The 22,108-nt window shown below is 71.5% G+C and carries 22 protein-coding genes and 1 pseudogene; 14 read left to right on the forward strand and 9 right to left on the reverse strand.

Translation table 11 applies throughout. From position 1 onward, the window contains the following. Positions 1-18: 18 nt before the first annotated feature. Entirely contained in the window at positions 19-1,449 is a 1,431-nt protein-coding gene (locus tag OG792_RS10715) for an aldehyde dehydrogenase family protein (RefSeq protein ID WP_329109173.1), read from the reverse strand. 158 nt (positions 1,450-1,607) lie between these two features. Then, positions 1,608-2,378: a polyprenol monophosphomannose synthase gene (locus tag OG792_RS10720; protein WP_329109174.1), complete on the reverse strand. Its 771-nt coding sequence runs from the start codon at positions 2,376-2,378 to the stop codon at positions 1,608-1,610. 568 nt (positions 2,379-2,946) lie between these two features. Here OG792_RS10720 and OG792_RS10725 point away from each other — a divergent pair. The 9 genes and pseudogenes from OG792_RS10725 to OG792_RS10765 all read left to right on the forward strand — a co-directional run. Continuing rightward, positions 2,947-4,656, forward strand: coding sequence for an HAD-IIIA family hydrolase (locus OG792_RS10725; RefSeq protein ID WP_329109175.1), 1,710 nt, complete (start codon positions 2,947-2,949; stop codon positions 4,654-4,656). Further along, positions 4,653-5,630 carry a glycosyltransferase gene (locus tag OG792_RS10730; RefSeq protein ID WP_329109176.1) on the forward strand — a complete coding sequence of 326 codons (978 nt, stop codon included), beginning with the start codon at positions 4,653-4,655 and terminating at the stop codon, positions 5,628-5,630. The genes OG792_RS10725 and OG792_RS10730 overlap by 4 nt, the downstream gene beginning before the upstream one ends. Next, a complete protein-coding gene (locus OG792_RS10735) occupies positions 5,615-6,832 on the forward strand; it encodes a glycosyltransferase (RefSeq protein ID WP_329109177.1) in 1,218 nt (405 codons plus the stop codon). The genes OG792_RS10730 and OG792_RS10735 overlap by 16 nt, the downstream gene beginning before the upstream one ends. Next, positions 6,832-7,662: a D-sedoheptulose-7-phosphate isomerase gene (locus tag OG792_RS10740; RefSeq protein ID WP_329109178.1), complete on the forward strand. Its 831-nt coding sequence runs from the start codon at positions 6,832-6,834 to the stop codon at positions 7,660-7,662. Before OG792_RS10735 ends, OG792_RS10740 begins: the two co-directional genes overlap by 1 nt. A gap of 11 nt (positions 7,663-7,673) precedes the next feature. Continuing rightward, positions 7,674-9,098: a PfkB family carbohydrate kinase gene (locus OG792_RS10745; RefSeq protein WP_442932461.1), complete on the forward strand. Its 1,425-nt coding sequence runs from the start codon at positions 7,674-7,676 to the stop codon at positions 9,096-9,098. Further along, positions 9,095-9,796 (forward strand): SDR family oxidoreductase, encoded by a 702-nt coding sequence (locus OG792_RS10750; RefSeq protein ID WP_329109180.1) that lies wholly within the window; start codon positions 9,095-9,097, stop codon positions 9,794-9,796. Before OG792_RS10745 ends, OG792_RS10750 begins: the two co-directional genes overlap by 4 nt. Beyond that, positions 9,793-10,854: a glycosyltransferase family 9 protein gene (locus OG792_RS10755; protein WP_329109181.1), complete on the forward strand. Its 1,062-nt coding sequence runs from the start codon at positions 9,793-9,795 to the stop codon at positions 10,852-10,854. The genes OG792_RS10750 and OG792_RS10755 overlap by 4 nt, the downstream gene beginning before the upstream one ends. Beyond that, entirely contained in the window at positions 10,838-11,818 is a 981-nt protein-coding gene (locus OG792_RS10760; protein WP_329109182.1) for a DNA topoisomerase IB, read from the forward strand. The genes OG792_RS10755 and OG792_RS10760 overlap by 17 nt, the downstream gene beginning before the upstream one ends. 239 nt (positions 11,819-12,057) lie before the next feature. Further along, positions 12,058-12,820, forward strand: a pseudogene (locus tag OG792_RS10765) (IS5 family transposase); the annotation flags it as partial. 864 nt (positions 12,821-13,684) lie between these two features. On the opposite strand, the gene OG792_RS10770 reads toward OG792_RS10765, so the two are convergent. From OG792_RS10770 to OG792_RS10785, 4 genes are all read right to left on the reverse strand, one after another. Further along, positions 13,685-13,966, reverse strand: a complete 282-nt coding sequence (locus OG792_RS10770; protein ID WP_329109183.1) for a hypothetical protein — start codon at positions 13,964-13,966, stop codon at positions 13,685-13,687. Between the two features lie 15 nt (positions 13,967-13,981). Continuing rightward, positions 13,982-14,215 carry a hypothetical protein gene (locus OG792_RS10775; protein WP_329109184.1) on the reverse strand — a complete coding sequence of 78 codons (234 nt, stop codon included), beginning with the start codon at positions 14,213-14,215 and terminating at the stop codon, positions 13,982-13,984. A gap of 204 nt (positions 14,216-14,419) precedes the next feature. After that, the gene (locus OG792_RS10780; RefSeq protein ID WP_329109185.1) at positions 14,420-14,599 is read right to left on the reverse strand and encodes a hypothetical protein; all 180 of its coding nucleotides are present in this window, start codon (positions 14,597-14,599) and stop codon (positions 14,420-14,422) included. 209 nt (positions 14,600-14,808) lie between these two features. Beyond that, complete coding sequence (locus OG792_RS10785) at positions 14,809-15,087, reverse strand: hypothetical protein (RefSeq protein WP_329109187.1); 279 nt, start codon at positions 15,085-15,087, stop codon at positions 14,809-14,811. A 696-nt stretch (positions 15,088-15,783) separates the two neighbouring features. Here OG792_RS10785 and OG792_RS10790 point away from each other — a divergent pair. The 3 genes from OG792_RS10790 to OG792_RS10800 are packed head-to-tail and all read left to right on the forward strand — an operon-like array spanning position 15,784 to position 16,730. Continuing rightward, positions 15,784-15,963, forward strand: a complete 180-nt coding sequence (locus OG792_RS10790) for a hypothetical protein (protein WP_329109188.1) — start codon at positions 15,784-15,786, stop codon at positions 15,961-15,963. A 9-nt stretch (positions 15,964-15,972) separates the two neighbouring features. After that, positions 15,973-16,551, forward strand: coding sequence for a DUF5753 domain-containing protein (locus OG792_RS10795; RefSeq protein WP_329111192.1), 579 nt, complete (start codon positions 15,973-15,975; stop codon positions 16,549-16,551). Next, positions 16,542-16,730, forward strand: coding sequence for a DUF397 domain-containing protein (locus OG792_RS10800; protein ID WP_329109189.1), 189 nt, complete (start codon positions 16,542-16,544; stop codon positions 16,728-16,730). Before OG792_RS10795 ends, OG792_RS10800 begins: the two co-directional genes overlap by 10 nt. Before the next feature lie 367 nt (positions 16,731-17,097). Here the strand turns inward: OG792_RS10800 and OG792_RS10805 are convergent, their stop codons facing one another. After that, a complete protein-coding gene (locus OG792_RS10805; protein WP_329109190.1) occupies positions 17,098-17,667 on the reverse strand; it encodes a TetR/AcrR family transcriptional regulator in 570 nt (189 codons plus the stop codon). Between the two features lie 104 nt (positions 17,668-17,771). Here OG792_RS10805 and OG792_RS10810 point away from each other — a divergent pair, with 104 nt between their 5' ends. Both OG792_RS10810 and OG792_RS10815 read left to right on the forward strand, forming a co-directional pair. Beyond that, positions 17,772-18,710: an NmrA/HSCARG family protein gene (locus tag OG792_RS10810; protein ID WP_329109192.1), complete on the forward strand. Its 939-nt coding sequence runs from the start codon at positions 17,772-17,774 to the stop codon at positions 18,708-18,710. 222 nt (positions 18,711-18,932) lie between these two features. Beyond that, a complete protein-coding gene (locus tag OG792_RS10815) occupies positions 18,933-19,964 on the forward strand; it encodes a hypothetical protein (RefSeq protein ID WP_329109193.1) in 1,032 nt (343 codons plus the stop codon). A 9-nt stretch (positions 19,965-19,973) separates the two neighbouring features. On the opposite strand, the gene OG792_RS10820 is transcribed toward OG792_RS10815, so the two are convergent. Further along, positions 19,974-21,062 carry a phosphotransferase gene (locus tag OG792_RS10820; protein WP_329109194.1) on the reverse strand — a complete coding sequence of 363 codons (1,089 nt, stop codon included), beginning with the start codon at positions 21,060-21,062 and terminating at the stop codon, positions 19,974-19,976. A 78-nt stretch (positions 21,063-21,140) separates the two neighbouring features. Further along, on the reverse strand, positions 21,141-22,067 hold the full coding sequence (locus OG792_RS10825) for an alpha/beta fold hydrolase (RefSeq protein WP_329109195.1): 927 nt from the start codon (positions 22,065-22,067) through the stop codon (positions 21,141-21,143). Positions 22,068-22,108: the final 41 nt, after the last annotated feature.

Here is a 22,108-nt window from a genome sequence, read left to right on the forward strand (position 1 = left end):
CCCGTCCTGGGGTGGGGGTTACCAGCGGTCGGGCGGGGCGGTGATGTGTACGACCTTGGTTACGGTTAGTTCGTCTAGTAGTTCGGGGCCGTATCCGAAGCCGCTGCCGCTGCCGCGGCGGGGGTGGGCGGCTCCGCCGGGCGCCCCGCCGAAGACGTTGTTGATCTTCACGGTGCCGACCGGCAGTTCCCGCCACGCCTGCTGCGCGTGGGTCATCGACCCGGTCAGTACGCTCGCCGACAACCCGTACGGCGAGTGTGCCGCCCGCGACAGGGCCTCGTCGAACGAGTCGACCACCAGCACGGGTGCGACCGGGCCGAAGGTCTCCTCGCGCATCACCGCCATCTCGTCGGAGCAGTCGACCAGCACCGTGGGCGGGTAGAAGGCGCCCGGCCCGTCCGGCACCGAACCGCCGGCGCGTATCCGTGCCCCGTCCGCGACCGCGGCCCGTACCTGGGTGTCGACCACGGCCCGCTGCCGGCGGTCGACCAGCGGCCCGATCTCGGTCTCCGGGTCGCGTCCCGGGCCGACCCGCAGCGCCCGCGCCCGCGCGACCAGCGCGTCCACGAACCCGTCGGCGACCCCGCGCAGTACGTAGATCCGCTCCACCGCGACGCAGAGCTGCCCCGAGTTGGTGAATGCGCCCAGCGCCGCCTGCTCGGCGGCCCAGCGCGGGTCGACGTTGTCGTCGACCACCAGCGGGTCGCTGCCGCCGTTCTCCAACAGCGCCTTCGCCCCGGTCCGGGCGCAGGTCGCGGCGATCGACCGGCCGGTGGCGGTGGAACCGACGTGGGCGACCACGTCCACCTCCTGCTCGGCCAGCGCCGCGCCGACCCGCCCACCCCCGGTGAGCAGCGACAACACGCCCGGCGGCAGGTGCGCGGCGAAGAGTCGGGCCAGCAGCCAGCCGCTCACCGGGCTGCGTTCGCTCGGTTTCCAGACCACCGCGTTGCCGGTGACCAGGGCGGCGCCGAGCAGGCCGCAGGAGACCGCCACCGGGTCGTTCCACGGCGTCAGCACCGCGACCACGCCCCTCGGCTGGACCGCCATCAGGTCGATCGCCTCCGGGTTGCCGGCGAGCGCCTGGCCGCGGTGGATCGGGCCGAGTTCGGCGTACTGGCGCAGCGTGCCGACGCCGGCCTCGACGCCGCCACGGGCCAGCCCGATCGGCCGTCCCATTTCGGCGGTCTGTGCCTCGGCGAGCTGGTCGGCGGAGGATTCCAGCAGGTCGGCGATCCGGTGCAGGGTGGCACCCCGGACCGCCGCCGGAGTGGCGGCCCAGCCGGCGGCGGCGACCCGGCTCGCCTTGACCGCCGCCGCCACGTGCGCCTCGGTGGCCTCCGGGACGCGGGTGACCTCGGTGTCGTCGGCCGGATCGAGGATCAGCACGTCGCTCGGATCGCCGCCCGCGCCCCACACCCCGTCGATGAGTTGCTGCACCTCGTACATGGCGGGCTGGATGCCCCGGTCCGACGGTGACAAACACCGTTTCGCCGGGATTGCCCCGAGGTCCGCGCCGCTCGCCGTCGGCCGGCACGGTTGCGGTGCCCGCCGCTCACGGGCGAGCACCGTACGGTCGCGCCCGTCACCGGGGCCGCCGCGTTTTGTTACGGAGAAGTGATGTTGCGGTGCCGGGTACGCAGCTTGAACGGCATCAGCGCGCTCTCGATCTTCGTTGCCGTGGTCATCTTCGACAGGCCGTCCCGACGTTCCTCGAACCTGATCGGCACTTCGAGGATGGTGTGCCCGAGCTTGGTGGCCAGGTAGTGCATCTCGACCTGGAAGCTGTAGCCGTTGGACTGCACCCGGTCCAGCCCGATCGCGCGCAGCGAGTCCGCCCGCCAGATCTTGAACCCGGCGGTCAGGTCGCGGATCCGCACCCGCAGCAGGGTGTGTACGTACAGGTTGGCCCAGCCGCTGAGCGCCCGCCGGTACAGCGGCCACGCCTCGTCGAGCTGCCCGCCGGGCACGTAACGTGAGCCGATCACCACGCCGGCCTGGGTGGCGAGCAGTGCGCCGAGCATGCCCGGCAGCGCCTCCGGCGGGTGGGACAGGTCGGCGTCCATCTGGGCCACGAAGTGCGCGCCGCCGTCGAGCGCGCGGGTCATCCCGTCGACGTACGCCCGCCCCAGCCCCTCCTTGCCGGGCCGGTGCACCACCCGTACCCGGTCGGGATGCTCGGCCGCGAGCTTGTCCGCGACGTCGCCGGTCCCGTCCGGGGAGTTGTCGTCGGCGATCAGGATGCTCAAACCCGGCAGTGGCAGGGCGAGCAGTCGGTCGACCAACACAGGCAGGTTGCCCGCCTCGTTGTAGGTGGGGACGACGACGGTGAGCCGCTCATCCCGCCACGGGGATGGCAACTGCACGGGTTCGATCATTACGGACATCCTCGTTCTGCCGACAGCGGTCACCGGAGAGGGTAGTTGCGTCGGTACCCCGGCGCGACCACCGGGCCATCCGGGTACATCCTGTTTACCACCATTCTTTGGGACGGCCACGCGCCGTACCACGGCTGCGAGGTCGGCCGAAACAGGTATCCGACCCCGTTGTCGGGAGTGTCGCACCGGTGATCCGCCACTCGATCCGGGGATTGCGGTTAGCGTGCCGGCGGCGCGGGTACCGGTGCGGAGCGCGTAGTGGGCGAGAAGCAGCGCGCACAGTGGCCGCAGCAGCCGCCGGGGGCGGGCTGGGCGGTCCGGCGACCGGGCGGGACCCAGGTTTACTCCTCCTACCCGAGGGAACCCGCCCCCCGTGCGAAACGATCAGGTCGACCCGCATCAGCGCAGGTCAGGCGGCACGATCGCCGACCCAGCGCAGGAGCGACCTGAACCGGCCCGGGACCGGGTCGAGCCGATCCGACCGGAGCCGATCCGGTCCGAATCGGTCCGATCTGAGTCGATCCGGCCGGAGCCGATTCCGTCCGAATTGATCCTGTCTGAGGCTAAATTGTCGATCCGACCGCCGCTGTTCGACGCGGTGCTGTTCGACCGGGACGGCACGTTGGTGCACGACGTGCCGTACAACGGGGACCCGGCGCTGGTCCGACCGGTCAGGGGCGCCCGGCAGGCGCTCGACCGGCTGCGCGCCGCCGGCCTGCGGATCGGCGTGGTCACCAACCAGTCGGGCCTGGCCAGGGGTCGGTTCAGCCGGCGCGACCTGGAACGGGTCAACGCGCGGGTGGAGGAGCTGCTGGGCCCGTTCGACACCTGGCAGATCTGTCCGCACGCCGAGTCGGGCCCCGGGGTGGCCGGCTGTCGCTGCCGCAAGCCGTCACCCGGCATGGTCTCCGACGCCGCCCGCGCCCTCGGCACCACACCGGACCGATGTGTCCTGGTCGGAGACATCGGCGCCGACATGACCGCCGCCGGTGCCGCCGGTGCCGCCGGAATCCTGGTCCCGACCCCGCAGACCCGCCCCGAGGAGATCGCCTCGGCCCCGGCCGTCGCCGGTGACCTGCCGGGCGCGGTCGACCTCATCCTCCGTCGACAACGACTCGTCGCCGGCCCCGACACCGAGGCCGGTAGGGGCACCGGGACCGGTCGCGACACCGAGGCTGGCCGGGGCACCGAGGTCGGTGGAGGCGCCGGCCCGCGTCGGCGGAGAGCGCGCTGCGTGCTGGTGGCCCGGCCCGACTCGGCCGGGGACGTGCTGGTCACCGGGCCGGCGATCCGGGCGGTGGCGGCCGGTGCCGACCGGGTGGTGATGCTCTGCGGCCCGCGCGGACGGGCGGCGGCCGAACTGTTGCCCGGCATCGACGAGCTGATCGAGTGGCCGCTGCCGTGGATCGACCCGCAACCGACCCCGGTCGACCGGTCCGAAGTGGATCGGCTGACCCGTCGGCTCGCCGAGGTCGGCGCCGACGAGGCGGTCCTGTTCACCTCCTTCCACCAGTCCGCGTTGCCGCTGGCCCTGGTGCTGAGGATGGCCGGGGTGGGCCGGATCGCGGCGATCAGCGACGACTACCCGGGCTCGCTGCTGGACGTACGGCACCGGGTGCCGTTGGGCATCCCGGAGACCGAACGCGCGCTGTCGCTCGCCGCGGCGGCCGGTTTCCCACTGCCCGACGGCGACGATCCGGTGCTCCGGCTGCGCGCCGGGTGCCTGGAGACCGGACCGACCGACGGCGCACTGGCCGAACCCGGTTACGTGGTGGTCCACCCCGGCTCGTCGGTGGCCGCCCGCGCCTGCCCGCCCGAAATCTGTGCCCGGATCGTGACCGCGCTCGCCGATGCCGGACACCGGGTGGTGGTCACCGGGGGGCCGGGCGAGGGGGCGCTGAGCGCGCGGGTCGCCGGCCGATCGGGTGTCGACCTCGGCGGCCAGACCTCGCTGACCGGCCTCGCCGCGATCATCGCCCGCGCCGGGTGCCTGGTCGTCGGCAACACCGGGCCCGCGCACCTCGCCGCGGCCCTGGGTACGCCCGTGATCAGCCTCTTCGCCCCGACCGTCTCGTTCGGACAGTGGGGGCCCTACCGGGTGCCCACCGTCCGGCTCGGCGACGCCGCCGCCGGCTGCCGGCACACCCGCGCCACCCGCTGCCCGGTGCCCGGCCACCCGTGCCTGTCCCGGGTGGAACCGGACAGCGTGGTCGAGGCCGTCCGGCTGCTCGCCATGGCCACCGCCGCGACCGAGCTGGTTCCCGGCGGCACCCTATGAACATCCTGCTCTGGCACGTGCACGGCTCCTGGACCACGTCCTTCGTGCACGGCAAGCACCGCTACCTGGTGCCGGTCACCCCGGACCGGGGCCCGTACGGGTTGGGCCGGGCCCGCACGTACCCCTGGCCGGACACGGTCGAGGAGGTGACCCCGGAGCAACTCGCGGACGCCGACGTGGACCTGGTGATCCTGCAACGGCCGGAGGAGTTCGAGCTGGCCGGTCAGTGGCTGCGCCGCCCGATCGGCGGCGCGTTGCCGGTGATCTTCGTCGAGCACAACACGCCCAAGGAGGGCGCGGTGCCGAACAGCCGGCACCCGATGGCCGACCGGGACGACCTGCTGATCGCCCACGTCACCCACTTCAACTCGCTGTTCTGGGACACCGGCGGCACCCGGACCACGGTGGTCGAACACGGCATCGTGGACCCGGTCGCGCGCTACACCGGTGAACTCGACCGCCTCGCCGTCGTGATCAACGAACCGGTACGCCGAGGCCGGGTCACCGGCACCGACCTGCTGCCGCGCTTCGCCGAGATCGCCCCGCTGGACGTGTTCGGCCTGGGGGTGGCCGGTCTCGGTGACCATCTCGGCCTGCCGGCCGACCGGCTGACCACCCACGACGATCTTCCGCAGAGCCGGATGCAGGCCGAACTCGGCCGGCGTCGGGCGTACCTGCACCTGTGCCGGTGGACCTCGCTCGGGCTGAGCCTGATCGAGGCGATGTCGATCGGCATGCCGGTGGTCGTACTCGCCGCGACCGAGGCGGTGGCCGCGGTGCCGCCGGACGCGGGGACGCTCTCCACCAGGGTCGACACCCTCCTGGCGGCGGCGGCCCACCTGATCGAGCAGCCCGCGGCGGCCCACCGGCTCGGTGTCCGGGCCCGGGAGGCCGCCCGGACCCGGTACGGCCTGGACCGCTTCCTCACCGACTGGGACCGGCTGCTACAGGAGGAGCTATGCGGATCGCGATGATCTCGGAGCACGCCAGTCCGCTCGCCACGCTGGGCGGGGAGGATGCCGGTGGGCAGAACACGCACGTCGCGGAGCTCTCCGCCGCGCTGGCCGCGGCCGGGCACGACGTACGGGTCTACACCCGGCGGGACAGCGCCGACCTGCCCGATCTCGTACGGATGCTGGACGGGGTGGCCGTGGTGCACGTGCCGGCCGGTCCTGCCGAGCCGATCGTGAAGGACGCGCTGCTGCCGTACATGAAGGAGTTCAGCCGGTGGCTGGTCGCGGCGTGGCGGCGCGACGACTGGGTGCCCGACGTCGCGCACGCGCACTTCTGGATGAGCGGCCTGGCTGCGATCACCGCCGGCCGGCAGACCGGGGTGCCGGTGGTGCAGACGTACCACGCGCTGGGCACGGTCAAGCGGCGGCACCAGGGCGCGGCCGACACCAGCCCGGCCCGCCGGATCGGTTACGAGCGGGCGCTGGGCCGGGCGATGGACCGGGTCATCGCGCAGAGCCAGGACGAGGTACGCGAACTGGTCCGGATGGGTGTGCCGCAGGACCGGATGGTGGTGGTGCCGTCCGGGGTCAACGTGGAGAACTTCTCCCCGGCCGGTCCGGTCACCGACCGGCAGCCCGGCCGGGCGCGGGTGCTGACCGTCGGCCGGTTGGTGGAACGCAAGGGCTTCCAGGACGTGATCCGGGCGATGCGCGCCGTCCCGGACGCCGAGTGTGTGATCGTCGGCGGGCCGCCGGAGGAACTGCTCGGCGAGGACCCGCAGGCCCGCAGGCTTCGGGCGCTGGCCCGCTCGTGCGGCCTCGCCGACCGGGTACGCCTGGTCGGCGCCGTGCCGCGCGAGGAGATGCCCCGGTGGTACCGGTCGGCGGACGTGCTGGTCGCCGCCCCCTGGTACGAACCGTTCGGGCTGACCCCGCTGGAGGCGATGGCCTGCGGGGTACCGGTGATCGGGACCAGGGTCGGCGGGCTGATCGACACGGTGGTCGACGGCCGGACCGGTGACCTGGTGCCGCCCCGTGATCCGGGGGCGCTCGGTGCCGCCATCGCCGACCTGCTGGCCGACCGGACCCGCCGGTTCGCCTACGCCCAGGCGGCCCTGGACCGGGCCCGCCAGCAGTACTCGTGGCGGCGCGCGGCGGCGGAGGTCGGCGGCGTTTACACGGCGGTCAGCGAGGTGCGTCGGCCGAGCGGGGTGGTGGCCTGATGACGTACTCCACCGAGGTGATCGACGCGCACCTCGCCGGTCTGGCCTCGGCCCTGCTGCCGTACCGGCGGGTGGCCGGCGACCTGGCCCGCTGGGGGGACGAGCTGGCCGACCTGCTCGCCCGGGGCGGGCGGTTGCTGGTCGCCGGCAACGGTGGCAGCGCCGCCGAGGCCCAGCACCTCGCCGCCGAGCTGGTCGGCAAGCTGCGGGCGGACCGGGCGCCGCTGTCGGCGATCGCGCTCAGCGCGGAGACCTCGTCGCTGACCGCGATCGGCAACGACTACGGCTTCGAGGAGGTCTTCGCCCGCCAGGTACGGGCGCACGGCCGCCGCGACGACATCCTGCTGCTGCTGTCGACCAGTGGCCGCAGCGCGAACCTGATCCGGGCGGCCCGCGCCGGTCGGGAGGTGGGGCTGCGCTGCTGGGCGTTCACCGGCCCGGTGCCGAACCCGCTGGCCGAGGTCTGTGCCGAGGTGCTGGCCGTACCGTCGCCGGATCCGCAGGTGGTGCAGGAACTCCACCTCGTCTCGGCGCACGTGCTCTGCGAGTATGTCGAGCTGGCGCTGCCGACCGCGCTCGGCGTACCGGCCGGCTATGCCGCGCTGCCGCTGGTCGACCCGACCGTCACGCCGGCCCCGGCCCCGGCCCCGCTGGCCGATCCGCCGCTGGTCGACGCACCGTTGGTCGATTCCGACCCGATGCTGCCGGAACTGGTCGAGCCGCCGGTGGTGGAGCGGGATCCGGGCGGGTGGCAACCGGGGGAGCACCGGCCGGTGCGGTCCCGGCGTACGCACAGCCGGGGGCCGAACGGTCGGGCGGGCGGACCGTGACCGGGCGGTTGGTGGTCATCGGCGACACCCTGCTCGACCGCGACGTGGAGGGGGTGGTCAACCGGCTCTGCCCGGACTCGCCGGTCCCGGTGCTGGACGAGAGCACCCACGTCGACCGGCCCGGTGGTGCCGGGCTCGCCGCCCTCTTCGCGGTCGGGCAGGGTTTCGAGGTCGCCCTGGTCACCGCGCTCGCCGACGACGCCGGTGGGGCCCGGTTGAGCAGCCTGCTCACCGCCGCCGGGGTGCACGTGTACGCGCTGCCGCTGCCCGGTGCCACGCCGGAGAAGATCCGGCTGCGGACCCGTGGCCGGGTGCTGCTGCGACTCGACCGGGGCGGTGCCGCCGGTCCGCCGGGCGAGCCGAGCGAAGCCGTACTGGAGTTGCTCGCCGGGGCGGCGGCCATCCTGGTCAGCGACTACGGTCGGGGAGTCGCCGCCCAGCCGACCCTGCGGGCGGCACTGGCGGCGGCCACCGCACCGGTGGTCTGGGACCCGCACCCGCGCGGCCCGGCGGCGGTGCCCGGCGTCCGGCTGGCCTGCCCCAACGAGGTTGAGGTACGCGAACTGGCCGGCGGTACGCCCGGCGCCTCCCGCCTGATCACCGCGTCTCGGGGGGCGAACGGACTGCGTCAGCGCTGGCGGGTCGGCGCGGTGGCGGTGACCCTCGGTGGGGACGGCGCGCTGCTCTGCCACGCCGGCTCGACGCCGCTGGTGGTGCCGTCGCCGACCAGTGCCGACGGGGACACCTGCGGGGCCGGGGACCGGTTCGCCGCCGCCGCGACCGTGGCACTGGCCCGTGGCGCGCTGGTGTCCGAGGCGGTGCAGCAGGCGGTCGGCGAGGCGTCCGCGTACGTGGCCGGTGGGGGAGTGGCGGCTGCCGTACCGGCCCCGGTCGCCGAACCGGTGTCGATCCCCGTTGCCGATGGTGGGCCACGGATCGGTGCGGCGGCGGCCGGTGCGCTGGTCGCCGAGGTCCGGGCGGCCGGCGGAACGGTGGTCGCCACCGGGGGCTGCTTCGACCTGCTGCACGCCGGACACCTGGCCACCCTGGAGGCGGCCCGCCGGCTCGGTGACTGCCTGGTCGTCTGCCTCAACTCCGACGCGAGCGTCGCCGGGCTGAAGGGCCCGGACCGCCCCCTGGTCCCGCAGTACGACCGCGGCCGGCTGCTGGCCGCGCTCGGCTGCGTCGACGCCGTGGTGATCTTCGACGAGTCCACCCCGCACGCGTCCCTGTCCTGGCTGCGACCGGACGTCTGGGTCAAGGGCGGCGACTACGGCACCGGCGGCGGGGACGAACCGGACCTGCCCGAGGCCGAGATCGTCCACCGCTGGGGTGGGCACACGGTGGTGGTGCCGTACCTCGACGGTCGGTCCACCACCGGCATGATCGCGCTGGCCCGGACGGCCGCGCGACGCCTGACGGGAGGAGCGCGATGACCGAAACCATGCCCGGCGCGGGTCCGGCCGTACTGGTCACCGGTGGGTCCAGCGGGCTCGGCGCGGCGGTGGTCACGGCCGTTGCGAAGTCCGGCGGCCGGCCGTACGTGCTGGACCGGCGGGCACCCGCCGACGGGGTGCCGTGGGTCGAGTGCGACCTCGCCGACACCCGTGCCGCCGAGCGGGCCACCCGCGAACTCGCCGAGCGGGCCGGTGGGCTCGACGGGCTGGTGACCGCCGCCGGTGTGGACGTGCCGGGTCGGCTGGTCGACGTGCCCGCCGAAACCTGGGAACGGGTGGTGACGGTGGACCTGCTGGCCACCGCCGCGGTGATCCGGGCGGCGTTGCCGTACCTGGAACGGTCGCACGGAACGGTGGTCACCGTCGCCTCGACGCTGGGCGTGAAGGCGGTCGGTGACGCGACCGCGTACTGCGCGGCGAAGTTCGGGGTGGTCGGCTTCACCCGCGCGCTCGCCGCCGAGCTCGCCGGCTCGGTCGGGGTGACGCTGCTGGTGCCGGGCGGGATGCGGACGGCCTTCTTCGACGAGCGTACGGAGCAGTACCGGCCGGGCGCCGACGCGGTGCTCAACGACCCGGCGAGTGTGGCGGCCTCGGTGCTGTTCGCGCTCAGCCAGCCACCCGGCTGCGCGATCCGGGAACTCGTGGTGTGCGCCGAGCGCGAATCGTCGTACCCGTGATCCTGGTCTTGCGGGCCCTCGGTGTCGGCGACCTGGCGACCGCGGTCCCGGCGCTGCGTGGCCTGCGCGCCGCGTTCCCGGACCGGACCCTGGCGCTGGCCGCGCCGGTCTGGCTGGAGCCGCTGGTCGACCTGGTCGGCGGGGTCGACCGGCTGGTGCCGACGGATGGCCTGGAGGGGGTCGAGTGGCCGGGGCCGGCGCCGCACTGGGCGGTGAACCTGCACGGGCGCGGGCCGCGTTCGCATCGGCTGCTCCAGGCCGCCGGCCCGGAGCGGCTGTGCGCGTTCCACAACGAGGAGGCGGACCACACCGACGGTCCGCCGTGGTCGGCCGACGAGCACGAGGTGGACCGTTGGTGCCGGCTTCTCGACTGGTACGACGTCCCGAGCGACCCGACCGACCTGTCCCTGCGCCGGCCCAGCCCGCACCGGGTGCCGGTCGGCGTGACGGTGGTCCACCCCGGCGCCAAGATCGCGGCGAAGCGCTGGTCACCGGGCCGGTTCGCGGCGGTCGCCCGTGAACTGGGCCGGTCCGGTCACCGGGTGGTGGTCACCGGCTCCGCCGCCGAACGTGACCTGGCCGAACAGGTCGCCCACCGGGCCGGTCTGCCCGGCACCGCCGTGCTCGCCGGCCGGCTCGACCTGTCCGGGTTGGCCGCGGTGGTAGCGCACAGCCGGCTCGTGGTCAGCGCCGACACCGGCGTCGCGCACCTGGCCACCGCGTACGGCATCCCGTCGGTGGTGCTGTTCGGCCCGGTCCGCCCCGAGCACTGGGGTCCGCCCGTCGACCGCCCCTGGCACCGCGCCCTCTGGGCGGCGGCCCTGGCCGAATCCGCTCCCGATACCGGCTCTGAGCTGCCGGAACTTGATCCCGAGGTGCCGGACTCGGTGCCGGTCGAGGGCGACAGCGAACGGTTCCGGCCCCACCCGACGCTGGCCGCGATCGGGATCGAACAGGTGCTCGCCGCCGTGGACGAGGTCGACCACGTCCGACCGGTACGGACGGCGGGGGCGACGTCGCGAGCGGTGGCCCGGGACCGCCATGCGATTGCGACGTAGCGATCCGGCCACCCCCGGGTACGGGCGCCGCCGTCGTGGTCGCGGTGTGAGCTTCGTGGATCCGGGTGGTCGGCCGATCCGCGACCGGGACGAGCTGGAGCGGTTGCGGGGACTGGTGATCCCGCCCGCGTGGCGGGACGTCTGGATCTGCCCGCACCCGGCCGGGCACATCCAGGCCACGGGTATCGACGCCGCCGGCCGCAAGCAGTACCTCTACCACCCGCTGTGGCGGATCCGGCAGGACGAGGCGAAGTTCGACCACGTACTGGAGGTGGCCGCCCGGTTGCCGGTGCTCCGGGAGCGGGTCGGCACCGACCTGGCCGGGCGCGGGCTGGGCCGGGAACGGGTGCTGGCCACGGTGGCGAGCCTGCTCGACTCCGGCACCTTCCGGATCGGCAGCGACCAGTACGCGGCCGGCGACGACCCCACCTTCGGCGTCGCCACGCTCCGCCCCGAACACACCCGTGCCCGGCGCGGCTGCGTGGTGTTCGAGTTCCCGGCCAAGGGCGGTATCGCGCGGGTGCAGCGGATCGACGACCCCGGCCTCTGTGCGGTGCTGCGGGACCTGCGCAACCGGCGGCGCGACGCGGATCGGCTGTTCGGCTACTGGGACGGCCACGGCTGGCGGGACGTACGCAGCGACGAGATCAACGAGTATCTGCGGGCGGCCAGTGGTGGCGAGATGACCGCGAAGGACTTCCGCACCTGGCACGCGACTTTGCGCACATCACGGGCGTTGGCGCGGCTGGGGCCGGAGCGGTCGGAGACGAGGCGCAAGCGGGTGGTCGCCGGGGTCATGCGCGAGGTGGCTGAGCTGCTCGGCAACACCCCGGCCGTGGCCCGAGCGTCGTACGTGGACCCGAGGCTGATCGACCGCTACCACGACGGCCAGACGGTCGAGATCGACCCCACCGCCCCACCCGAGGCGATCGAGCGAGCGGTTATCAACTTCCTGTCGGAGTGAATGCGAAACGCGGCCGAGCTCATCCGGACGGGGGCGGCGAGCTGAGTGCCGTGGCGTGCACGATCGCGTTGAGTGGCACACCGGCCAGACTTGACTGGCTGACCGCCGACCCGGCAGGCCAGCCATGTTGCGCCTATAAGAACCATTTCGACCCGATTCACACCTAGTCGAAATGCCGGCATCGTTCCACAGATCGTGTCTGAATCAAAAAGCTGAGGGATTGTCGGACTCGACGTGCGATCTACTCTCCTTCATCCGCAGTAGACCCGTCATATGACCGAGCGACCGCTTATCCTTCCGACCTGTCCGACGCCCGCTGGTCCCTGATCGCCCCCCGGCTGACCGCGTGGCGTCAGGCCCGAACCGACGCCGGCGTCGGCGGCCGAACCGCTACCCACGACCTTCGAGAAATCTTCAACGCGATCCTCTACGTCAACCGCACCGGCATCGCCTGGCGCTACCTGGCCCCACGACCTGCCACCGTGGCAGACGGTCTACTGGTACTTCACGACATGGACGGGCGACGGCATCTTCACCCAACTCAACTACCAGCTCACCGGCCTGGTCCGCGACCACAGCGGGCGACAGGCGACACCCACCGCGTCCATCATGGACACCCAGAGCGTGAAGACCTCCACCAACGTCCCGACCGCGACCCAGGGCACCGACGCCGGCAAGAAGATCGTGGGCCGCAAGCGCGGGATCGTCACCGACGCCCTCGGCCTACTGCTCGCGGTCATCGTCACCGCGGCCAGCGTCAGCGACAACATGATCGGCATGGACCTGCTCAACCAAGCCGCCGCCACGTATCCCACCCTGACCAAGACATGGGCCGATGCCGGCTTCAAGAACCGAGTTGTCGAACATGGTGCCACTCTTGGCCTCGACGTCGAGATCGTCACCAAGGATCCGCAGGTCCAAGGCTTCAGCGTAGTCAAGCGCCGATGGGTGGTCGAGCGCACACTGGGCTGGCTCATGCAGCACCGTCGGCTCGTGCGCGAGAGGAGTGCAACCATATGAACCTGTCAAGATTCAAGCCGGATCTTCCGCAACTCTCAACGGAATGGATCGAGGCCCGCCGCCTGGCGCTTATCAACGAGATCAACAGGAACCCGAAAGCGGCGGCATCTAAGCGTTGGCTCCCGAGCTTTTCTGTGCGTTTCGGCCTCGCCTCGATCGCGGTCGGAGTCGTTGCTGTCATTATCATTATGGCGCTGGGGACGACGCCTCCCATCGAATCCGCTTACGCGTCATGGACAGCGATACCCCATCCCGCAACTCCGACCGAAGCGACGAGGATGGCCGACGAATGCCGAGATCGACTCACCAAAATGAAAGGCCCAAGCAGTCAAAGCGTGCCCAGTAACCTAATACTCGCCGAACAACGAGGGAATATAACAACGGTCATGCTAGGTGGGCCGAACAGCTATGCATTCTGTCTCCTTTCGCCCAACCAGGCCTTCTCAGGGCGAGGTGAGACCACGGGCAGCCCCAAGGAGGGGGTCGAAGTTATAAGCTCCCCTGTTAGGCATAATGGCGGCGGCACCGCACGCGTTTTTCTCGCCCAAATAGGCCCGGACGTGACTGCAGTGGACATCGTTACAATAGATCAGGGCCGGATTACCGCCACCGTCGCAAAGGGTTGGTGCGTCGCGTGGTGGCCGTCTGCAACCACGGCGGTCGAGCTTCTGGTGACGGGTCGGACCGGCACAACCGCTGCACAGAAACTTGACCCACCGCCCACAGACAATGGGTTGCCCTCGACCGTTGTTCGACCTTCTTGACCGGCCGCTTGTGCTGGACCGCCTCAACGTGTGGCACTCCTTTCTCCCGTCGCGTACGGGTGGTCAGGTGGTCGCGGGACGTTCAAACCGATCGCAGCCGGCGGCGGATCGGCGGGTCGTGGATCCAGCCGATGAAGCGGGCTTCGGCTTGTTCGGGGGTCAGGTCGGGCAGGGTCGCGGTTGCTTTGTCGCGGAAGGCGCCCATCACCTCGGCGAGTCGTGGTCGGTTGCCCTGGTAGAGGGACCACATTCGGCGGCGGAAGATCTGGCAGGGCCATTCCTCGTTGTCGTCGCGGCAGTGCCAGTCGTCGCCGGGGCGGTGCGGGGCGCCCATCGGGACGTCAGCGTCCGGGTCGTGTTCCACGTTCGTTCTCTCCGTTCAGAGCAGGTGGACCCGCTCGGTGCCGCCGTCGGGGTTCCGCACGGTGAGGCTTCCCCCGCCCCGTTCGGTCAGGTCGAGGACCAGGTCGAAGACCACGAGCGCCCGGTTGATCGTGTCCGTCTTCGTGTCCCCCGTACGGGCGCGCGCCGAGGCGAGCGCGTCGACCGCGCGGGGCACCAGGTTGACCGTCACCTTCGTCAGCGCCGACCGGTCCGGCACCGGGTCAGCCACGACGTCTACCGACCACGATCATCGGTACCGTCGGGGCCGGTGGTCGGGTCTTGCACGACCAGCACGGGCACGAGCACGGCGCCCACGGCAGCCACGACTTCGACCACGGCTTGACCCAACCCCCACACCGGTCACACTTCCCGCTGCCACCACCACAGTTCATGCACAACGGCCCGTCCACCGCCGCGGTAAGCGGTCCGTCCGTCACCGGGCCTCCACTGCCACCGGCGCCATTTTTTGTTGCTCGCGTTGCGCCCAGGCCAGTTGCTCGCACCCGTCCGGCCGGCACTGCGGGCACCGGCGCGCACCGGTGTGGCCCCGGATCGTCTCGTTCACCGCCCACACGATCGCCGCCCGAGTCAGCGGCTCATCCTGCCTACTCACGACTCCCCCTTTTCTGCGCCGTTCCGCGTACCGGTGCTCACGTCACGCGCGAGCGCCTGAAGGAACTCGATCGCACGATCCATGTACGGGCACCCGTACTGGGTGCAGTGGAGGCAGACCGGCCGCCAGAGGCGCGAATTACGGTGCCGCATGACCTCACTCCGAGCGATCCACTTCAACGTCTCGATGCTCAATTGCCCGCTCATCGGTCACCCCGTCGGGTTGCGCCGGATACGCCCGGACATCCCGATGGCGAAGAACTCCATCGGCAGGTTCCGACGGTCGCGGTCGTATCGGCCCTCGTTGGGCATGCGCCGCCGTGTACCGGGGGCAGTGGGCAGGTCGGGCAGCCCCTCACCGGGGATCTCCGGGTCGGTGGTCTGGTTCGTCTCGTCGTCACTCACCGGGTGTGCCTCCATCTCGAACGGTCGGGTGAACATCGCGCGGCAGGCGCGGTCGTACTCGGGACCAGCACGTCGTCGCGTCATGACCACCGACTTGGGTCGGTCGCGGTCAGACACCGCTCACACCCGAACGGACACGGAGGCCGCCGATAACCCGGAAGCGCAGTAGTCCGCACCACACCGACCCGGCCCGCCACCCGCTCACCCTCCGGCCCCAGCTCGACCCCCACCAGGGCAACCCAATCCGTACGACCCAACCTCACATCAACGGGGTAATGCGTCACCCGCAGACGAAGGTCCTGCCAACCCTCGGGCCACTCGAACGGCCCATGACCGAGCAGGCACGACGTCGGATCGATCGTGAACACGTCACCGACCTTGACCAACGGCTTATCCGACATGACAGCCCCCATCGCGGGGCAGGCAGTAGCCCGTGCGCTGCCCGAACGTCAGCAACGGCCCGAGGAGAAGCGTCGGACCAGCCCACACCGGGCGGTCGGACGGCGGCGGAATGGGCGGCTGCGGCGCGGCAGCCCCGAGGAACCACGGCCAGGCGCAGCCCCGCCAACGGCGAACCAGGAACACTCTCGACACCTCCTGTGAGCTGTGGGAAGGGGCGCTCCCACCTCCCCTCGGGAGCGCCCCCGCTGACGCAGCCGCCGGGCTCGAACCTCCACCGACCACGCCTCCTTACCGATCACCCTGCCTCGGGTGGCCGGACATGCACACTCCGTTGATGTATGGTCCTCGAAGGTCACGGACATCCATTAGGGAGGCTGGATGAACCATGCACTTGTAGCGGCGATGGCTGAGGTCGGCGAGACCACCGACTCTCTCGCAGCTCAGTTAGGTGTTGACCCGAAGACGGCAGGGCGTTGGATCACCCCTGGACGGATACCGCAGCCAAGGCGACGATTCAAGATCGCCGAGATCCTGAAGAAGGACGTTGGTGACCTTTAGCCGGACGTCCTGCGGCGAAAAGAGCCCGTCTGGTTCCGCCAGTGGACCGAAAATGAGCGCGAGGCGAAGGCGCTGCGCTGGTTCGAACTGACATGGGTGCCGGGCCTTCTTCAGACCGAGGCGTACGCGCGGGCGACGCTGGAGGGCGAAGATCTGACCTCTGCGGAGGTCGAACAGCTCGTCATCGGTCGCCTCGCGCGGCAGTCCATCCTGCGGCGGGACCGGCCGCCGCTCCTGATCGCCGTCATTGACGCCGGGGTGCTCTACCGCTCCGCCTACGGGGACCGCGAGCTGATGCGCGAGCAGTGCGCCTACCTCGCCGAGTGCGCAGAGCTGAAAACAGTGCAGATACACATGATTCCCAGGGACATCGGCATGTACCCCGGCCTCGGCGGACCGTTCACGATCGCCGAGATGCCCGAGGGTGGCCGGATCGCCCACGTCGACAGCCAGGCCGAGGCTCAGATCGTCGAGAAGCCGTCGAAGATTGCTACGCTGGAACGACGGTGGGAACGCATCCGGGGGGAAGCCCTCCCGCGAGCACAGTCCCTAGAACTGATCAGGGAAGCGGCGGCATCATGGACGTGAGCGGCGCACAGTGGCGCAAGAGCACCAGGAGCGGCAACAACGGCGGCAACTGTGTAGAGGTCGCTGACAACCTCGCGAGCGTCGTGCTTGTCCGCGACACAAAGGACCGTGACGGCGGCACGCTGACCTTCGGGCCGGAGGCGTGGCGCGCGTTCGTCGGGCTGGCAAAGCAGCAGTAAACGCCCGTAGCGGGCACGGGCGCCCCGTCCGCTGGCGACCCTGACGAAAAACGTCATTCTCTATTCCTCCTCAAGAGCAGCGAACTCTTCAGGGAAATAGAGAATGACGTTTTTCCGTCCGCCGCGTCGGTGTCACCGCACGTTGTAGTGCCCTGCGCTCTCCGGAGGTGAGTAGACCCTCGCTCGCCGGAGCGATGCCGTGGTGTCCCCGGTACCGGGATGCCCAGACGTCCTATGTGGACCCGAGGTTGATCGACCATTACCACGGGGGCCAGACGATCGCGATCGACCCGACCGCCCCACGCGGAGGCGATCGAGGGAGCGGTTGTCAATTTCCTGTCGAGCTGTACGTCTTCGTCCCTCGTTCTCACCCCTGACGAGGGCTGACTCCCGTCACAGCCAGGTCGAATAGCCGGTTCGCCTCGGTCGCCGGGTCCGGGTGGTGTTCCGTGGCCAGGGCGATGCCGGTGATCAGTGTGAGCAGGTCGGTGAGGGTCACGCCCGATGCGACCGCGCCGGCCTGCACCGCGCGGCGTACCAGTGGTTCGCCTGCCTCGGTGAGTTGCGCGGTGGCGCAGTGCTCGTGCGGTTCGTCGGGGTCGGCCGTCTGGTCGCGGGTCAGTGCCATCGCCAGGCCCCGGATGGAGGCGGCGGACGAGGTGACGGCGCTCAGCCACTCCAGCAGGGCGGCGCGGGTGTCGGCGGCACCGGTCAGGTCGCGGGCGTGGGCGCACAGGATCTCGATCCGTGCGGCGAAGACCGCCTCCAGCAGTGCGTGGCGGCTGGGAAAGTGCCGGCGCACGGTGGCCGAGCCGACCCCCGCGATGCGGGCGATCTGCTCCAGGGACGCGTCGGCACCGTAGGCCGCGATCTCCTCCTCGGCCACGGCGAGCAGGCGCGCGTAGTTGCGCCGGGCGTCCGCGCGCTGGGCGGTCATGGGCGTCACCTCGAAGCTTGCTAAGTGGCGGGGTCCTCCGTATCGTAGCGAAGCATAAACGGCGGCCCCCGCCGTTTAGTGTATGCGCAGGCCAGAGGAGCCCCATGTCTACCGATCCCGCCCCCGTTCTGGTCACCGGCGCCACCGGCCGGCAGGGCGGCGCCACCGCCCGCGCCCTGCTCGCGGCCGGCGTCCCCGTCCGGGCGCTGGTCCGCGACCCCGCAACCGACCGGGCGAAGGCCGTCGAGGCGCTCGGCGCCGAGTTGGTCACCGGCGATCTCCACGACCGCGACTCCGTGACCAGGGCCGCGCAAGGAGCCCGCGCTGTCTTCTCGGTGCAGATGGCCGAGTTCAAGGCGGGCGCCTTCGACTTCGACGGCGAACTGACCCAGGCCGTCAACCTGATCGAGGGCGCGCTGGCGGCGGGCGTACCGCAGTTTGTGCACACGTCCGTCTCCGGCGCCAGCCGGTACACCGAGATCCCCGGCTGGGCCGAGGGCCGCTGGGCGTCGATGGAGCGCCCCCTGGGAACCAAGGCCAAGATCGAGGACCGGGTACGCGAAGCGGGCTTCCCGCACTGGACGCTCATCAAGCCGAGCTTCTTCATGGACAATTTCCTGCCCTCGATGGCATTCCTGTTCCCGCGCGGCGTGGAGGGTGGCCTGGTGAGCGTCCTGAAGCCGGACACCCGGCTCTCCCTCGTCGCGACCCCGGACATCGGTACGGCAGCCGCCGCAGCCCTGACCGCACCCGATCGGTGGCACCGGATCGAACTGGAACTGGCGAGCGACTACCTGACGATGACGGATATCGCCGCTGCCCTCTCCCGCGCGCTCGGCACCGAGCTGACCGCGCCCAACATGACGGTGGAGCAGGCGACCGCAGCCGGGATGCCGGGGATGGGCGCCTCACACGAATTCATGAACGTGTCCGGTCAACCCGCCCGCCCCGAGTACGCGCGGGCCCTCGGTATCCCACTCACCACCTTCGAGGAATGGGCGCACGAACACCTCCGCGCAGCCGGGCGCCGCCAGGGAAACTAACGCTTTCAACTCGTACATCATCTTTTGCGTACGTACACCAAAGATGGTGTACGAGATCGATGCATCATGCGTCCGCCTGGCGTGCCCCGATGGCGTCGATTGCCGGAGTGGCGGTGCGGGTGCCCCGGCTCGACGCCCGCCCGCCGCCGCATCGCCGGCTAACCGTCACTCGGGAGCCGATCACCGCATCTCGTGTCCATGCGGGCCTTCTAGGATCGGCCGGTGAAGACGCCGCCGCTGCCGCCGGGAACGCTCGACCGTCTACCGGGGCTGGCCGACCTAGGCAGAACCGCCACCAGACTGCACCCGCGTCCCGGGGCGGTCGGCGTACGGGACAGCCACGTCGGGGGACCGCTGTGGTGGCCGGCGGACGAACCCCGGCCCACCTGCGAGCACCCGTACATGGTGCGGGAGGAGGTGCCGATCCCGGCCGAACTGGTGGACCGGATGCGGGCCGCCGAGGCTCGGCGTACGGTCGCTCATCAGCTCGCCGACGGCGAGCGCGAGCTGCGCGACGAGATCGCCGACCTGGTCGGGCCCGGTTTCACCGGTTGGGGTTCGCGCGACGGCGGCCCGATGGTCGGCTACCGGTACGTCGCCCGCCCGCACCCGACGCCCCACCCGATGCTGCCGGTGGCCCAGTTGCGGGCCGACGACGTCCCGGACCTGCCCCGGCCCGGTGGCGCCGACCTGCTCCAGGTGCTCTGGTGCCCGTTCGAGCACCAGCAGACCCGCAGTTGGGGACCGACGGTGAGCCTGCACTGGCGTCGCGAGGCGGAGCTGACCGGGGTCCCGACCGAGCCGCCGACCGGCGAGATCGGCGAGATCGGCAACGAGGTCTACCGGCCCCGGCCCTGTCGCCTGCACCCCGAGCAGGTCGTGGAGTACCCATATCCCGAGGAGTTACCGGAGGAGCTACGGGGACGTGTGGACGACGACTACGTGAGCACGTTCATGATGCCCGGCTGGAAGGTCGGCGGGTACGCCAACTGGAGCGTCACCGATCCACACGAGACACCCTGCCCGAGTTGCGCCGGCCCGACCGGGTTGACCCTGGTTGTCGATTCGAAGGAGTACGACGGCGGCACCCGCGACCGGTGGCGGCCGGTCGAGGAGCAGCACCTGGAGTGGGCCGACCCGGAGCGCTTCGACTCGCAAGAGCCGACCGGTGTCCAGGTGGGCAGGTGGGGGGCGCTGCGAATCTTCACCTGTCCGCGCTGCCCGGACACGCCGTTTCTGCTCGACGTGCAGTGACCCGAGCGCTCACTCCAGGGCGAGCCGGAACCAGTCCACCAGGAGTTCGAGCACTCGCCGACGACCGTCGAACATGGCCAGGTCGTCGCGGCTGTCGTACTGCTGGCTCCGGTCGGGGTTGTGCCGGTGGAGGGCGGCGAGCATGCCGGGGGCGAGCCAGAAGTATTTCGCGGCGGCGCCGAGCATGATCGCCCGGCGTACCTCCGCGGCGTCGACGGCCGGGGCGAGTCCGCGCTGGTAGCCGGCGCGGACCGCGTCGGCCACGTCGTCGAGCAGGTCCACGTCGACCAGGCCGTCGAAGAAGGTGTCCAGGATCAGGTTGGCGGCGTCCTCACCGATCGGGCCCGGCCCGACGAAGGTCCAGTCGAGCAGCACCGGCCCACTCTCGTCCACGATGAGGTTCATCGGCCACACGTCATGGTGGCCCAGCGTCCGGGGCAGCGCGTCGGTGGCGGCGAGTACGTCGTACCGCCGTTCCCACAGCGACCGCAACCCCGCGCGCAGGTCCTCGGGCCAGGTCTGCACCGCCACCGGATGGTCCCAGTCCACCGTCTCCGGCACCGGCCGCGACGTCGTGTACGCCCGCAGCCAGTCCCGCGACAGCCACTCCGCCCCCGTCTCCCGCCCCAGCCAGGCCGAGTGGGCGACCCCCAGCCGGTAGCCGAACTCGCCCAACTGCTCCGGTGAGCACCCCATGCCGGGCCGCCCGGGTACGTCCGCCAGCCACAGCGCCACCGACCCGTCGGCCCGGTCGACGGAGTCGAGCAGCACCGGCGCCCGGATCCCGGCCACCGCGTACGCCTCCGTTGCCAGCCCGGTCCGGTAGGCGAGCACCTCCCGCTGCCAGTAGTTCCAGTGAGCCGGGTCGGTGCTGGTCGCCCAGTGCGGGGGATGGTCGTCGCGCCGGTTCGGGGTGGCGATCTTGAGGATTGCCGAGCCGGTGTCGCGTTGGACCCGCCAGATGCCGCCGGTGGCCGCGTTGAACGGGTTGTGTCCCAGCGCCTCCACCGACCACCCGTCCCGGATCAGGTCAGCGCGCTGGCGTGCGACCTGTTCGAGTACCGCCCGGAGCCCGGCGACGACCTCGGCAAGGCTCACCGACACCACCTGATGCCCACGGGAACATAGCCTACCGCCGATGTGATCCCACAGTTGACAGTGCTGCGGCGGCGCTGGTTAGCCCGTCCCGACCCGTCCGGCGGTCGCCGGAAGTGTGGCCAGGAACGGGACGAGGGCGGCGGCCAGTTGTTCCGGGGCCTCCTCGGCCATGTGGTGCCCGCTCTCGATCGGCCCGCCGCCGCGCAGGTCGGACGCCCAGTCGCGCCAGACCGCGAGGACGTCGCCGTACAGGTCCTCCAGGTCGTCGCGGCTGGACCAGAGGACCAGGGTCGGGCAGTCGACCCGTCGGCCGGCGGCCCGGTCCGCGTCGTCCGCCGCCCGGTCGACGCCGAGACCGGCCCGGTAGTCCTCCAGCATGGCCCGGACCGTGGCCGGGTCGTGGATCGCCTCCCGGTAGTCGGCGTGGTTCTCGGCGCCCATCCGGTCGGGGTCGCCGCCGTACCAGGCGTCGGGGTCGGCGAGGATGGCCCGCTCGGGCTTGTCCGGCTGGGCGAAGAAGAACCAGTGCCACCAGGCGGTCGCGAACCTGCTGCCGGCCCTGGCCAGCGCCTCACCGATCGGCACGCAGTCGAGCACGGCCAGCCCGGTCACCGCCGTCGGGGCGTCGAGGGCCAGCCGGGTCGCGACGTAGCTGCCCCGGTCGTGACCGACCACGGCAAACCGCTCGTGGCCGAGCCGGCGCATCAGCTCCACGATGTCGCCGGCCATCGCCCGCTTCGAGTACGGCGCGTGGTCGTCGGTGGTGGCCGGCTTCGACGAACGGCCGTACCCGCGCAGGTCGGGGCAGACCACCGTGTGACCGGCCGCGACCAGCAGCGGCGCCACCCGGTGCCAGGTGGTGTGCGTACGCGGGTGGCCGTGCAGCAGCACCACCGGTGGTCCGGAACCGCCGGCGCGTACCCGTAGCCGTGCGGGACCGACGTCGACTGTCTGCTGGTCGAAGCCCTCGAAGAACACCTCGGCACTGTTCCCGTACCGGTCCACCGGCAATCCCCACAACCGTCACCGACTGGTGTGGACGGCGG

This window comes from Micromonospora sp. NBC_01699, assembly GCF_036250065.1.
In the GTDB taxonomy this organism is placed as follows: domain Bacteria; phylum Actinomycetota; class Actinomycetes; order Mycobacteriales; family Micromonosporaceae; genus Micromonospora_G.